Origin of the sequence: Microbacterium sp. MMO-35 (genome assembly GCF_037147555.1) — a bacterium.
Classification (GTDB): domain Bacteria; phylum Actinomycetota; class Actinomycetes; order Actinomycetales; family Microbacteriaceae; genus Microbacterium.
In genome coordinates this window covers 19,957-33,275 of sequence record NZ_JBBCVH010000008.1, presented here as the reverse complement: position 1 = coordinate 33,275, position 13,319 = coordinate 19,957, and the positions used below count along the sequence as shown (strand labels likewise).

Annotated in this window: 11 protein-coding genes; 6 read left to right on the top strand and 5 right to left on the bottom strand. The window is 72.9% G+C overall.

All coding sequences use genetic code 11. The features are described from left to right. Positions 1-78 precede the first annotated feature (78 nt). The gene (locus tag WFJ01_RS15235; RefSeq protein WP_336629533.1) at positions 79-2,013 is read left to right on the top strand and encodes a BglG family transcription antiterminator; all 1,935 of its coding nucleotides are present in this window, start codon (positions 79-81) and stop codon (positions 2,011-2,013) included. Between the two features lie 7 nt (positions 2,014-2,020). Here the strand turns inward: WFJ01_RS15235 and WFJ01_RS15230 are convergent, their stop codons facing one another. From WFJ01_RS15230 to WFJ01_RS15220, 3 genes are read right to left on the bottom strand one after another with little or no spacing between them, the layout of a single operon-like run. Further along, entirely contained in the window at positions 2,021-2,275 is a 255-nt protein-coding gene (locus WFJ01_RS15230; RefSeq protein ID WP_292881552.1) for an HPr family phosphocarrier protein, read from the bottom strand. A gap of 2 nt (positions 2,276-2,277) precedes the next feature. Beyond that, the gene (locus WFJ01_RS15225) at positions 2,278-3,972 is read right to left on the bottom strand and encodes a phospho-sugar mutase (RefSeq protein ID WP_336629532.1); all 1,695 of its coding nucleotides are present in this window, start codon (positions 3,970-3,972) and stop codon (positions 2,278-2,280) included. Further along, positions 3,969-4,799, bottom strand: coding sequence for a purine-nucleoside phosphorylase (locus WFJ01_RS15220; protein WP_336629531.1), 831 nt, complete (start codon positions 4,797-4,799; stop codon positions 3,969-3,971). The genes WFJ01_RS15225 and WFJ01_RS15220 overlap by 4 nt, the downstream gene beginning before the upstream one ends. Before the next feature lie 95 nt (positions 4,800-4,894). Between WFJ01_RS15220 and WFJ01_RS15215 the strand changes: the two genes are divergently transcribed. Further along, positions 4,895-6,343 carry an NAD(P)H-quinone dehydrogenase gene (locus WFJ01_RS15215; RefSeq protein ID WP_251438444.1) on the top strand — a complete coding sequence of 483 codons (1,449 nt, stop codon included), beginning with the start codon at positions 4,895-4,897 and terminating at the stop codon, positions 6,341-6,343. Positions 6,344-6,428: 85 nt separating this feature from the next. Here WFJ01_RS15215 and WFJ01_RS15210 read toward each other — a convergent pair whose 3' ends face one another. Both WFJ01_RS15210 and WFJ01_RS15205 read right to left on the bottom strand, forming a co-directional pair. Continuing rightward, the gene (locus tag WFJ01_RS15210) at positions 6,429-8,198 is read right to left on the bottom strand and encodes an acetyl/propionyl/methylcrotonyl-CoA carboxylase subunit alpha (protein WP_251438443.1); all 1,770 of its coding nucleotides are present in this window, start codon (positions 8,196-8,198) and stop codon (positions 6,429-6,431) included. Positions 8,199-8,324: 126 nt separating this feature from the next. Then, entirely contained in the window at positions 8,325-8,984 is a 660-nt protein-coding gene (locus WFJ01_RS15205; protein WP_336629530.1) for a Maf family protein, read from the bottom strand. 56 nt (positions 8,985-9,040) lie between these two features. On the opposite strand from WFJ01_RS15205, the gene WFJ01_RS15200 reads away from it, so the two are divergent. The 4 genes from WFJ01_RS15200 to WFJ01_RS15185 all read left to right on the top strand — a co-directional run bounded on the left by WFJ01_RS15200 (position 9,041) and on the right by WFJ01_RS15185 (position 13,316). Further along, positions 9,041-10,300, top strand: a complete 1,260-nt coding sequence (locus WFJ01_RS15200; protein WP_336629529.1) for a class I SAM-dependent RNA methyltransferase — start codon at positions 9,041-9,043, stop codon at positions 10,298-10,300. Between the two features lie 73 nt (positions 10,301-10,373). Next, a complete protein-coding gene (locus WFJ01_RS15195; protein WP_292881537.1) occupies positions 10,374-11,039 on the top strand; it encodes a response regulator transcription factor in 666 nt (221 codons plus the stop codon). Positions 11,040-11,082: 43 nt separating this feature from the next. Further along, entirely contained in the window at positions 11,083-12,309 is a 1,227-nt protein-coding gene (locus WFJ01_RS15190) for a sensor histidine kinase (RefSeq protein WP_251438439.1), read from the top strand. Continuing rightward, complete coding sequence (locus tag WFJ01_RS15185) at positions 12,306-13,316, top strand: hypothetical protein (protein WP_336629528.1); 1,011 nt, start codon at positions 12,306-12,308, stop codon at positions 13,314-13,316. The genes WFJ01_RS15190 and WFJ01_RS15185 overlap by 4 nt, the downstream gene beginning before the upstream one ends. Positions 13,317-13,319: the final 3 nt, after the last annotated feature.

The following is a 13,319-nucleotide window of genomic DNA, read 5'->3' as shown; positions in this document are numbered from 1 at the left end:
GGTTCCGCCCCTCGGCGTCGCGGATCCTGACATCATGAAGAGGGCCGTGCGGAGCGCGGGGAAGGCGAAGGGACAAGGGTGTCGACTCGACGGCAGGACCGGCTGCTGAGCGCGCTGCTGCGTGAGGACGCGTGGATCGCGGGCCCGCGTCTGGCGGATCTGCTCGGGGTGACCCCGCGCAGCGTCCGTGCCTACGTCACGGCGCTCAACGCGCGGGTGCCCGGAGGAGACGCCGTGCTGTCCGGCGCCTCGGGCTACCGCGCCGGAGCGTCCGCGCGCGCCGCCCTCGCCGCGCGCTCGGGGGACGACGCGACGCCGCGGGCGCGCCTGCACGTCCTGGTCCGCTCACTCCTGGACGAGGCGGACGGCATCGACGTCTTCGACACCGCGGAGCGTCTGCACGTGAGCGAGGCGACCCTCGAGGCGGATCTCGCGAAGGTGCGTTCGCTGCTGGACGGTGCGTCCGCGGACGGCGGGCTCGTGCTGGAGCGCGACCGCGACATCGTGCGCCTGCGCGGCGGCGAACGGGAGCAGCGCCGGCTGCTGAGCCGGCTCGCGCACGACGAGATGGACGCGGCGGAGTTCCCGGTCGATCCGTTCCGGCTGGCCCTCGGCGGGGGGACGATCCCGGCCGAGGCGGTCGGGCCGTTCCGCACGGCGCTCGTCGCGGCGCTGAGCGACCTCGGCTACTACGTCAACGAGCTCGCGATCGCCGACGTCCTGCTGCACATCGCGATCGCCGCCGATCGAGTGGCGGCGGGGCGGGAGCTGGACGGCGGCGACGCGGGCGCGGAGCCCGTCGAGGATCCGGTCGCCGAGGTGATCGGCCGTCTCGCCCGCACTCAGCTCGGGGTCGAGCTCGGCGCGGGCGACCTGGCGCATCTCGCCCGGCTGGTGCTGACGCGGATCGTGACGCCGGGCGGCACGGATCCCGCGACGCTGGCGCGGGCCGGGCTCGATCCCGTCGTCGAGGCCGCGGTGCGCGGGGTCGTCCGGCAGGCGTCGACCGACTATCAGGTGGACCTGGACGACGACGCCTTCGTGCTCCGGCTCGCGCTGCACGTGCAGAATCTGCTGCGGCGCGTGCAGGAGGAGTCGCGCACCCGCAATCCGCTCACGCGCTCGCTGAAGTCGGCCTATCCGATGCTCTTCGAGGTCGCGGTGTCGGTGGTGAGCGGCCTGCAGGAGCGACTGGGCCTGCGCGCCGACGACGACGAGATCGCCTACGTCGCGATGCACATCGGGGGACGGCTCGAGCGCAGTCGCCGCGCCGAGACCCTGCTCACCGCGACGATCGTGTGCCCCGGCTACTACGAGCTGCACGAGGTGCTCCGCTCCCGCGTGGACCACTCGCTCGGGCAGGGCATCGAGGTCGTGCGCGTCATCACCGCGATGGATCCGGGCGAGGACGAGATCGACACCGACCTCGTGCTCAGCACGGTCCCTCTTCCGGGGGCCGCAGAGCGGGTCGTGCTCATCCAGCCGTTCCTCACCGAGGCCGACGTCGAGCGGGTGCAGCAGGCGGCGGCCCGGCTGCGGCGCGCCCGCCGGCTCACCCGGCTGCGCGAGGAGCTCTCCCGTTACCTGTCCGCGGACGCCTTCGTGTCCCCGCTGCCCGATGCGGGGGAGGAGGAGATCATCCGCCTCCTCGGCGGGCGTCTGCTCCAGGCGGGCCTGATCGGCGAGGACTACATCGAGAACACCATCCAGCGCGAGCGGCTCTCCTCGACGGCGTTCAGCGACGCGCTCGCGGTGCCGCATGCGCTGCAGATGACGGCCCAGCGCACGGCGATCGCCGTGGGGGTCGCGGCGGGCTCGGTGGCGTGGGGGACGGGTCGCGTGCGGGTGGTCGCGCTCGCCGCCTTCAGCGAGCAGGACCGGGACGCGTTCCAGACCGTCTTCGAGCAGCTCGTGGAGGTGTTCGGCGAGGGCGACAGCCTGCAGCGCATCGTCCGCAGGAGCGCGACGTTCGCCGGCTTCCTGGACGAGCTCGTCGCCGTCATCGACGGCTGACGCGCGGTCAGGCCTGCAGCACCCGCGCGAGCGCGTCCAGCAGCCCCTCCGCGTCCGCGCCCTGCGCCGTGAGCACCACCTCGTCGCCCGCGCCGAGGGCCAGATCCATCACCGCGAGGACGCTGCGGAGATCGACGGTGCGGCCCGCGGACGTCGTGAGCTCGACGGCTCCCTCGTGGGCGAGGGCGAGCCGTACGAGCTCCGCGACGGGACGCGCATGCGCGCCGCCCGCTGCGCGGATCACGACCGTACGGCTCGCCATCGTCAGCCGAGCCGGGCCAGCAGGTCCCTGATCGCGGCGTCGAGCGCCGCGACGGCATCGCGTGCGGCCGCGCCGGAGTCGGCCCGCGCGTCGATGTAGACCTTGAGCTTGGGCTCGGTGCCGCTCGGGCGCACGATCACGCGGGACCCGTCGGAGAGGCGGTAGCGCAGCACGTCCCCGGCCGGGGCGCCCGAGGTCGCGACGAGCAGATCCTCGGCCGAAGAGATCGCGATCTCGCCGAACGCCGTGGGGGGATCCTGCCGCAGCGCGGCCATGATCCGGCCGATCACGGCGACGTCCTCGACGCGGATCGACACCTGTCCGCTCGCGAAGTGCCCGACCTCCGCGGCGATCTCCTCGAGCAGGTCGGCCAGCGTCGCCTCGCGGGCCCGCGCCTGCGCGGCGAGGCCCAGCAGCGCCACCGCGGCGGAGATGCCGTCCTTGTCGCGCACCGTGTCCGGGTTCACGAGGTAGCCCAGGGCCTCCTCGTAGCCGAAGGCGATGCCGGGAGCGCGCGAGATCCACTTGAAGCCGGTCAGGGTCTCGTGGAAGTCCAGTCCGTAGCGCTCCGCGACCGCGCCGAGGGCGGGGGAGGACACGAGCGAGCAGGCGAGCGAGGTGCCGGGGGCGGCGGGGCCGTCCGCGGTCGCGGCGCGTGCGGCGCGCCAGCCGAGCAGCAGGCCGACCTCATTGCCGGTGAGCCGGCGCCAGCCTCCCTCGGCCGTCTCGTCGGGGATCCCCACGGCGAGCCGGTCGGCGTCGGGATCGTTCGCGATCACGAGCTCGGCGCCCAGCGTGCGCGCCTTCGCGAAGGCGAGGTCCATCGCGCCCGGCTCCTCCGGATTGGGGAACGAGACCGTGCGGAACGTCGGATCCGGATCCCGCTGCTCGCTCACGGTCCAGGGCGCGGGGTAGCCGGCCTCGCCGATGATGCGGGAGAACGTCTCCCACCCGACGCCGTGCATGGCGGTGTAGACCCAGCGCAGGCCCGCGGTCCCGACCGGGGCGGGCGCCACGGCGGCGGTCGCGGCGACATACGCGTCCACGACGTCCTCGCCCGCGGTCTCGTAGGACTCCGAGCGGGGGATCGCGAGGGCGTCCCCGCGGTCCGCCACCCGCTGGATGTGCGCGGCGATCTCGGCGTCGGCCGGGGACACGATCTGCGACCCCTGGTCCGCGCCGCCGAGGTACACCTTGTAGCCGTTGTCGTTGGGCGGGTTGTGGCTCGCGGTCACCATGACGCCCGCGTCGGCCCCGAGGTGGCGCACCGCGAAGGCGAGCACGGGCGTCGGCAGCAGGCGCGGCAGCAGGACGGCCCGCAGCCCCGCGCCGGCGAAGATCTCCGCCGAGTCCTTCGCGAACACGCGGGAGTTCTTGCGGCCGTCGTAGCCGATGACGACGGTCGGCGCCCTGCCGGGGGTGGCCTTCTCGTGCAGGTAGGCGGCGAATCCGGCCGCCGCCTGCGCCACGAGCACGCGGTTCATCCGGTTGGATCCCGCCGCGATCTCGCCGCGCAGGCCGGCGGTGCCGAACGCGAGACGGGTGGAGAAGCGGTCGTCGAGGTCGGCGAGGGCCGCCTCGTCCCCGGATCCGGCGCGGGTGATGAGGCCGGCGAGCTCGTCGCGGGTCTCCGGGTCCGGATCCTGCCGCAGCCAGGCCCGCGCCTGCGCGAGCAGGGCCGCCTCCTGGCCGCTCACAGCGCCCCGATCACGCGGGCCAGCAGGCCGGAGATCACCGGCTCGGCCTCGCGTCCCGCCTCGATGACCTCGGCGTGGCTGAGCGGCGTCTTCTGGATGCCGGCGGCGAGGTTCGTGATGAGGGAGAAGCCGAGGACCTCCATGCCGGCCTGACGGGCGGCGATCGCCTCGAGCGCCGTGGACATGCCGACGATGTGGCCCCCCAGGTGCTTCGCCATCTGGACCTCGGCGGGCGTCTCGTAGTGCGGGCCGGTGAACTGGCAGTACACGCCCTCGTCGAGCGTGGGGTCGATGGTGCGGGCCAGGTCCCGCAGGCGGCGGGAGTACAGGTCGGTGAGGTCCACGAAGGTGGCGCCCTCGAGCGGGGAGTCGGCCGTGAGGTTGATGTGGTCGCTGATGAGGACCGGAGTGCCGGCCTTCCAGGTCTCCTTGATCCCGCCCGCGCCGTTCGTGAGCACCATCGTCTTCGCCCCGGCGGCGGCCGCGGTGCGCACGCTGTGCACGACGCGGCGGACGCCGTGCCGCTCGTAGTAGTGCGTGCGGGCGCCGATGACGAGCACGTGCTTCCCGTCCGGGGTGACGATGCTGCGCAGCGTCCCGACGTGGCCCTCGAGGGCGGGCTTGGAGAAGCCCGTGACCTCGGTGGCGGGCATCGTGGCGACGGTCTCTCCGATGAGCTCGGCGGCCTTGCTCCAGCCCGAGCCGAGCGTGACGGCGATGTCGTGGTGCTCGACGCCGGTCAGGCGATGGATGTCGGACGCCGCCTCCGCAGCGATCGCGAAGGGGTCGGCGCTCGGGTCGTCGAGGGGGTTGGTCTGATCAGCCATGAGAACGAGGATACGGCCCCGCGCTCGCGGCGGGGGAGGAGGGCGCGGAAGAGCAGCGCGGGCTCGGATCGTCCCCGCGGTGCGGATGCGGAAGAATGGATCCCATGACCTTGATGTTCGAGCGCTCTCAGCGTGTCGCCGTGCTCGGCGGCGGTCCCGGCGGATACGAGGCGGCGCTCGCCGCCGCACAGCTCGGGGCGGAGGTGACGCTCGTCGAACGGGTCGGCGTGGGCGGATCCGCCGTGCTCACCGACGTGGTGCCCTCGAAGAGCCTGATCGCCACGGCCGACGCCGCGGTGGCGATCAGCGAGGCCAGCGACCTCGGCGTGCAGTTCTACGCGAAGGGCGCCGAGGGCAAGCCGCTCAAGCCGCAGGTCGCGATCAACCTCGCCGCCGTGAACAAGCGGCTGATGGCGCTCGCGGGCCAGCAGTCCGAGGACATGCGCACCACCCTGCTCGACGCGGGGGTGACGATCCTCTCCGGCCACGGCCGCCTGGACGGTCCGAACGCGATCGTCGTGTCCACGTCCGTGGACGGCACCGACTTCGACCGGGTCGAGGCCGACACCCTCATCGTCGCCGTCGGGGCGTCCCCGCGCGAGCTCGACTCCGCCAAGCCGGACGGCGAGCGGATCCTCACCTGGACGCAGCTGTACGACATGAAGACGCTGCCCGAGCACCTCATCGTGGTCGGCTCCGGCGTCACCGGCGCCGAGTTCGCGTCGGCGTACATGAACCTGGGCGCCAAGGTCACCCTGATCTCCAGCCGCGACCAGGTGCTCCCCGGCGAGGACCAGGATGCGGCGCACGTGCTGGAGAAGGTCTTCAAGCGCGGCGGGATGCGGGTGCTGTCGAAGTCCCGCGCCGACAAGGTCGAGCGTACGGCGGACGGCGTCATGGTGACGCTCTCGGACGGGCGCACGGTCGAGGGCAGCCACTGCCTGATGGCGGTCGGATCCATCCCGAACACCGCGGGGATCGGTCTGGAGGACGTCGGCGTCGAGCTGACCGCCTCGGGGCACATCCGCGTCAACCGGGTCGCGCGCACCTCGGTCTCCAACATCTACGCGGTCGGCGACTGCACGAACTTCTTCCCGCTCGCCTCCGTCGCCTCGATGCAGGGCCGCACGGCCGTGTTCCACGCCCTGGGCGACATCGTGATCCCGCTCGAGAAGCTGAAGATCACCGCCAACATCTTCACCGCGCCCGAGATCGCGACCATCGGCTTCTCCGAGAAGGACATCGAGGACGGCGTGGCCGACGGCATCGCCTACAAGCTGCCGCTCGCCGCCAACCCGCGCGCGAAGATGCAGGGGATCCGCGACGGCTTCGTGAAGATCATCGCCCGCAAGGGATCCGGCACGGTCATCGGCGCCGTGATCGTGGCCCCGCGCGCCTCGGAGCTGATCTACCCGCTCGCGATCGCCGTGGAGCGCCGCCTCAACGTCGACCAGGTGTCCCGCGTGTTCGCGGCCTACCCGTCGATCACGAGCAGCATCACCGACGCGACCCGCGCGATGCACCAGGTGTACATCGCCAACTGACGCGGATACGACGAAGCGGCGCCCCCTTCCGGGAGCGCCGCTTCGTCGTATCGCGGTCCTGCGCCCTTCGGGCCTGCGGGACCGGTCAGCTGATCGTGAGGAGCTGGTGGCCGGCCGACACGGTCGCGCCGGCGTCGGCGTTGATGTTGCCGATCACGCCGTCCTTGTGCGCCTGCAGCGGCTGCTCCATCTTCATCGCCTCGAGGACCACGACGAGATCGCCCTTGACGACCTGCTGCCCCTCCTCGACCGCGACCTTGACGACCGTGGCCTGCATCGGCGACTTCACGGCATCGCCGGAGGCGCCGGCGTTCACCGTCTTGGCGTGGCTGCGACGCGACGGTGGCACCGCCGCGGGGCGTCCGCCCGTGCCCACGACGGACGCGGCGACGCGGTCGGGCAGGCTCACCTCGAGGCGCTTGCCGGCGACCTCGACGACGACCGTGTGGCGGCCCTTCGGCTCGGCCGCGGCCTCGAGCTCGCCGTCCCACGCCGGGATGTCGTTGACGAACTCCGTCTCGATCCAGCGCGTGTACACGCCGAAGGTGCCGTCCTCCGCCGTGAAGGCGGGGTCGTTGACGACCTTGCGGTGGAACGGCAGGACGGTCGGCAGGCCGGAGACCTCGAACTCGTCGAGTGCGCGGCGCGACCGCTCCAGCGCCTCGGCGCGGTCCTTGCCGGTCACGATGATCTTCGCGAGCAGGGAGTCGAACGCGCCGGAGACCACATCGCCCGCGGTGACGCCGGAGTCGAGGCGGATGCCGGGGCCGCCGAACGTCTTGAACACGTGCACGGGACCCGGCTGCGGCAGGAAGCCCCGGCCGGGGTCCTCGCCGTTGATCCGGAACTCGATCGAGTGCCCCTGCGGGGCGGGGTCGTCGTAGTCGATGGTGCCGCCGGCGGCGATGCGGAACTGCTCGCGGACGAGGTCGATCCCGGTGACCTCCTCGGAGACCGGGTGCTCGACCTGCAGGCGGGTGTTCACCTCGAGGAACGAGACGGTGCCGTCGGCGCCGATGAGGAACTCGCAGGTCCCCGCGCCGACGTATCCGACCTCCTTGAGGATCGCCTTGGACGCGGAGTAGAGGAGCGCGTTCTGCTCGTCGGTGAGGAACGGCGCGGGGGCCTCCTCGACGAGCTTCTGGTGGCGGCGCTGCAGCGAGCAGTCGCGCGTGGAGATGACGACGACGTTGCCCTCGGCGTCGGCGAGGCACTGGGTCTCGACGTGGCGCGGCTTGTCGAGGTACTTCTCCACGAAGCACTCGCCGCGGCCGAAGGCGGCGACGGCCTCGCGGGTGGCGGACTCGAAGAGCTCGGCGACCTCGTCGAGCTCGCGGGCGACCTTGAGACCGCGACCGCCGCCGCCGTATGCGGCCTTGATCGCGATGGGAAGGCCCACCTGCTCGGCGAAGGCGACCACCTCGGCGGCCGTCTCGACGGGGCCGGGGGTGCCCGGCGCGAGCGGGGCGCCGACCTTCTCGGCGACGTGACGCGCGGTCACCTTGTCGCCGAGCGCCTCGATCGCCTCGGGGGAGGGGCCGATCCAGACCATGCCCGCTCCGATGACGGCACGGGCGAACTCGGCGTTCTCGGCGAGGAAGCCGTAACCGGGATGCACGGCGTCCGCGCCCGCGCGCCGGGCGATCGAGAGGATCTTGTCGATCTGCAGATAGGTCTCCGCACTCGTGGATCCGTCGAGGGCGTAGGCCTCGTCGGCGAGACGGGTGTGCATGGCGTCACGGTCCTGGTCCGCATAGATGGCGACGGAGGAGAGACCGGAGTCGCGCGCAGCGCGGATGATGCGGACGGCGATCTCGCCGCGGTTGGCGACGAGCACCTTGGCGATGTCAGGCATGAGTGTCAGCCTATCGACAGCGCCGCCGATATTTTTGACGACCCTCCACAAGAATCCGGAGGATTCACGTCCTGGATCCTACGAAGGGCCGGGTCGACGTCGGGCGGGCGCGCAGCGGAGTCGCGCTCAGGAGGCGCCAGGGACGGCGTTCCAGAGGTCGGTCCAGCGGATCCCGAGCCGGCCGGCGAGGCGACGCAGGGTCGACAGCGACATCCCGACGACCGTGGAGGGGTCGCCCTCGACGCGCTCGATGAACGCGCCGCCCAGGCTGTCCACCGTGAAGGCTCCCGCGACGAGCAGCGGCTCCCCCGTGGCGACGTAGGCCTCGATCTCGGCGTCGTCCACGTCGGCGGCGAAGGTGACCGCGGCCTCCGCGACCGCGTGCACCTCCTCGGCGGGGGCATCGGGACGCACGAGGATCACGCTGTGCCCGGAGTGCAGCACGCCGGTGCGGCCCCGCATCGCATGCCAGCGCGCGATCGCGCGCGCGGGCTCGTGGGGCTTGCCGTGCACGGCGCCGTCGATCTCGAACATGGAGTCGCCGCCGATCACGATCCCCTCGAAACCGGGATCCAGCTCGTGGATGCGACCGGCGACCTCGGCCGCCTTCGCACGCCCGAGGAGCAGCACGACCTCCTCCGGCGCGAGCGGCCGGCCGAGGCGCTCGGCCTCCGCGGCGGCGACCGCGTCCTCGTCGACGTCGGGGCTCACGCAGATCGGCTCGATGCCGCTCTGCCGCAGCAGGGCGAGCCGGGCGGGCGAGGTGGAGGCGAGGCACACGCGCATGCACCCACGCTATCGGGTCGGGATCCGCGGACCCCGAGGTCTGGGATGATCGAGGGGTGAGCGATTCCGACGCGTCCGAGGGCGCCCTTCTCGACCTCGACGTGACCGCGATCGCGCACGGCGGGGTGTTCATCGCCCGGCACGAGGGCCGCGTCGTGTTCGTCTCCGACGCGATCCCGGGCGAGCGGGTGCGTGCGCGGCTCGCCGCACCGGCCGACGGGGCCGACACTCGCTCGTTCTGGCGCGCCGAGACGGTCGAGGTGCTCGACGCGTCCCCGCACCGGCGACCCCACGTCTGGCCGGAGGCCGACGTGACGCGCGCCCCGGAGCAGCGGCCGGGCGGCGCCGATCTCGGACACATCGAGATCGGGCACCAGCGCGTCCTGAAGCGCCGGGTGCTGCAGGAGGCGCTGGACCGCTTCGCCGGGGGAGGGATCGACGCCCCCGAGGTGGAGGCCACGGGCGTCGACGAGAACTGGCGCACCCGCGTCACCCTCCACGTCGACGACGCCGGGCGGATCGGGCCGTTCGCGGCGCGCAGCCACCGGGTCGTGCCCGTCGCCGAGCACGTGCTCGCACGTCCCGCGATCGACGCCGCGGCCCGCCGGCTCCGTGGACTGCCCGAGGGGCGGATCGAGCTCATCGAACCCGCCGACGGAGAGGTGCGCCAGGTGCTCCGGCCCGAGTCGGAGCGCCAGGCGCGAGGCCGGAACGGTCGTCGCGGTCCGCGACGGGCCGCGCCGCAGACGATCGTCGAGCGGGCGGCCGGGCGTTCGTTCTCCCTCGACGCCGACGGGTTCTGGCAGATCCACCCCGCCGCCGCGGGGCTGCTGGACGGCGCGGTCGCGGATCTGCTCGAAGGAGCGGTCGACGCCGGGGCCGCGCACCTCGATCTGTACGGCGGCGTGGGGCTGTTCTCGGCGACGCTGGCGCGGACCGGTGCGCGGCGCATCACCACCGTCGAGTCCTCCCCGCGTGCCACCCGGCACGCGGCCGCGAACCTGAGCGACCTGGACGTGCGGGCGGTGACCGCGCGCGTCGACCGGTTCCTGAAGGCGGACGACCCCGGCCTGCGCGACGTCGCCGGCGGTGCGGTCGTGCTGGACCCGCCGCGGTCCGGGGCAGGGCGCGCCGTGGTCGAGGACGTCGCGGCGCTCGACCCCGCCGCGATCGTGTACGTCGCCTGCGATCCGGTCGCCCTCGCCCGCGACCTCGCCACGTTCCGGGGTCTCGGCTTCGAACCGCGCCGGATGCGGGCCTTCGATCTGTTCCCGCACTCGCACCACCTCGAGACGGTCGCACTGCTCACCCGATAGGCCGGTCCTGCGCCGCCGGTTCCGCGCTCCGGCGTGGCCGGATCCGCACGCCCGCACGGGATAGGGTGAGACCGTGAGCAGCGTAGCCCTGATCGACGACCACGAGTCCGTTCGTCTGGGACTCGCCGCCGCGCTCGAGCGGGCCGACTTCGACGTCGTGTTCTCGGGCGCCGGCGTCGCCGAGTACCTCGAAGCGCGCGGGCGCACCCTGACGGTGCCGGCCGACGTGGTGCTGCTCGATCTCACCCTCGGCGACGGGACGACGGTGACCGAGAACGTCACGCGACTCGTCATCGACGGATCCAGCGTGGTCATCCACAGCGTCGCCGATCGGCCGGTCGCCGTGCGCGAGGCCCTCGCCGCCGGGGCGGCCGGCGTCATCAGCAAGTCCTCTCCGCTGGACGACGTGATCGCCGCCGTGCGCACGGTCGCCCGCGGGGATGCGCTGAACAACGTGGAGTGGGCCAACGCCGTCGACGGCGACACGGCGTTCGCCGATGCGCAGCTCTCCACGCGGGAGCGCGAGGTGCTGCGCCTGTACGCGACCGGCCTTCCGCTGAAGGTCGTGGCGGAGCGGCTCGGCGTCGCCTACTCGACGGCCAAGGAGAACATCACCCGGATCCGGGTGAAGTACGTGGAGGTGGGGCGCCCCGCGCCCACCAAGGTCGACCTGCTGCGACGCGCCATGGAGGACGGCATCGTGGAGACCGCTCAGGAGGACCCGCAGAGTGTCGGCTGACGCCGGCGTCCCGCGGAGGGCGCCGCGGCGGGAGGGTTAGAGCATGTCGGGCGCTCAGGGACTCAGGGAGGCGTGGGAGAAGATCCCGACGCCGGGCGAGGTCGGGCAGGAGCTGGAGCGCTTCGCCGGACGGCGCATCGAGCGCATCATCGTCATCGTCGTCGGAGTGGGCGCGCTCGCCCTCGGCACCCAGGCGCTGGTCAACGCGATCATCAAGATGCGGCTCGTCGACGGTCCGCACATCGGGATGATGGCGCTCGTCTTCGTGCCGTGGATCGTGATGCTGCTCTGCTGCGCGATCGGACGCGCCGTGCGCATCGCGGCGGGCGTCTTCTTCGTCGCCTACATCATCGACCTCGGGCTCTGGCCGTTCGTCGCGGCCCACAAGGATCTGGACCCGTCGGACCAGCCCTGGATCTTCTTCCTCGTCAACGTCGCCGGGGTGGCCGCCGTCGTCGCGTTCCCCCTCGGCGTACAGGTGGCCTGGGTGCTCATCGGGCCGCTGCTCTACGGCACCGTGCGGCTGATCCAGGGCGACTTCGCCCCCGACTTCTGGATCGTCACCGCGTTCGACGTGTCGTTCACGCTGATCCTGGGCGCGGTGCTGGTCGCCCTCGGCTGGATGTTCCGCTCGGTCGCCAACGGCGTCGACGATGCGCGCGGACGCGCGGTCGCGCTGTACACCGAGGCCGCTGCGGCGGAGGCCACCGAGCATGAGCGCGTCGCCGTGGCCGCTCTCATGCACGACAGCGTGCTGGCGGCCCTGATCGCCGCGGAGCGCGCGGAGACGGAACGGGCGCGCGCGCTCGCGGTCGACATGGCGCGGGAGGCGCTCACCCGCCTCGCGAACGCGGAGGCGCCGGCGCAGGAGGGCAGCGAGGAGCCCGTGCAGGTCGAGCTGCTCGCCGAGGATCTCCGCCGCGCAGTGGTGCAGATGGGACTCGCGATCGACGTCGAGCAGTTCGGGCACGGCGCCGTTCCCGATCGCGTGGCGCGGGCGATGGCCCTCGCAGCACGGCAGGCGATCGGCAACGCCGTCACGCACGCCGCCGGGCGCGGGCTCTCCGTGGTCGTGGAGGGGCACGGCGACACCGGGCTCACCGTCAAGGTCAGCGACACCGGAGGCGGATTCGATCCGGCCCAGGTCGGCGCGGATCGCCTCGGCATCCGCGCGTCGATCGTGGCGCGGATGGCGGCGGTGGGCGGGGTCGCCACGATCGACTCGGATCGCCGCGGCACCGTCGTGACGCTGGGGTGGTCGCAGTCATGAGGCTCACCGTCCGCATCGTCGCCACCGGGCTCGCGCTCGTGTTCGCCTGTTACTTCGCCGCCCGCGCCCTGTGGTGGACGGCGCCGCCGCCGCGCCCCCTGCTGGTGCTGCTCGCGGTCGCCATCTACCTGGCGTCCTTCGCGGTGATCGCCCTCGTCGGCGCGGGGCGCTCGGCGCAGATGCCGCGGTGGGCGGCCGCTCTGGCCCTGGTGTCCGCGATTGCGATCCCGCAGCTGAGCAACCTCGGCCTGGATCCGGCCGCGCTGCGCGCGCCTTACGCGACCTGGTACATCGGATCCGTCGGCCTGACCGGCGTCGTCTGCATCGTGCGGCGCCGGCCCCTGGCCGGATGGCTGGTGCTGCTGCTGCTCACGATCGCCTCGACGGCCTGGATCGGGTTCTTCGACGCCCTCGGCCTGGGGCTGGTCGGATCGACCGTGTGGATGGTGATCGCCCAGCTGATCGTCGCGTTCTGGCGGCGAGCGGTGCGCGACACCGACCGCCTCGCGGGGATCCAGCAGGCGGCCTCCGCCTGGCAGGCGACGCAGATCGTGCGGCAGCGCGAGCGCCGCGAGCGCGTGCAGTACGCCCTCACCGTGGCGGGACCGGTGCTGGCGCGCGTCATCGAGACCCGCGGCGAGCTCTCCGACGAGGAGCGGCGCATCGCGCACCTGGCCGAGGGGCGGCTGCGCGACGAGATCCGCGGCGGCGATCTGCTGAACGAGCGCGCCCGCGCCGCGATCGAGTCGGCGCGCGCACGGGGCGCGTCGGTCACGGTCTTCGACGACGGCGGTCTGGACGGGCTCGACGATCAGGACAAGAGCCGCATCAGGGAGGAGCTGGCCGAGGTGCTCTCCGACGCGTCCTCGGCGCGGCTCATCATCCGCGCGCCCAAGGACGCCCGGATCGCTGTCACCGTGGTCGGGCGCACGGCGGCGGGGGAGTCGTCCGATGAGGACTCGGTCGAGCTCTGGCGCGAGATCCCGCGGGATTCCTCGGCGCACTGACCG

What these genes read in the sequence shown, in the direction of transcription:
- WFJ01_RS15230 (WP_292881552.1), bottom strand. Translation starts at nt 2,275, where the DNA reads ATGGCGAGCCGTACGGTCGTGATCCGCGCAGCGGGCGGCGCGCATGCG.
- WFJ01_RS15220 (WP_336629531.1), bottom strand. Translation starts at nt 4,799, where the DNA reads ATGGCTGATCAGACCAACCCCCTCGACGACCCGAGCGCCGACCCCTTC.
- WFJ01_RS15215 (WP_251438444.1), top strand. Translation starts at nt 4,895, where the DNA reads ATGGATCCCATGACCTTGATGTTCGAGCGCTCTCAGCGTGTCGCCGTG.
- WFJ01_RS15210 (WP_251438443.1), bottom strand. Translation starts at nt 8,198, where the DNA reads ATGCCTGACATCGCCAAGGTGCTCGTCGCCAACCGCGGCGAGATCGCC.
- WFJ01_RS15205 (WP_336629530.1), bottom strand. Translation starts at nt 8,984, where the DNA reads ATGCGCGTGTGCCTCGCCTCCACCTCGCCCGCCCGGCTCGCCCTGCTG.
- WFJ01_RS15190 (WP_251438439.1), top strand. Translation starts at nt 11,083, where the DNA reads ATGTCGGGCGCTCAGGGACTCAGGGAGGCGTGGGAGAAGATCCCGACG.
- WFJ01_RS15185 (WP_336629528.1), top strand. Translation starts at nt 12,306, where the DNA reads ATGAGGCTCACCGTCCGCATCGTCGCCACCGGGCTCGCGCTCGTGTTC.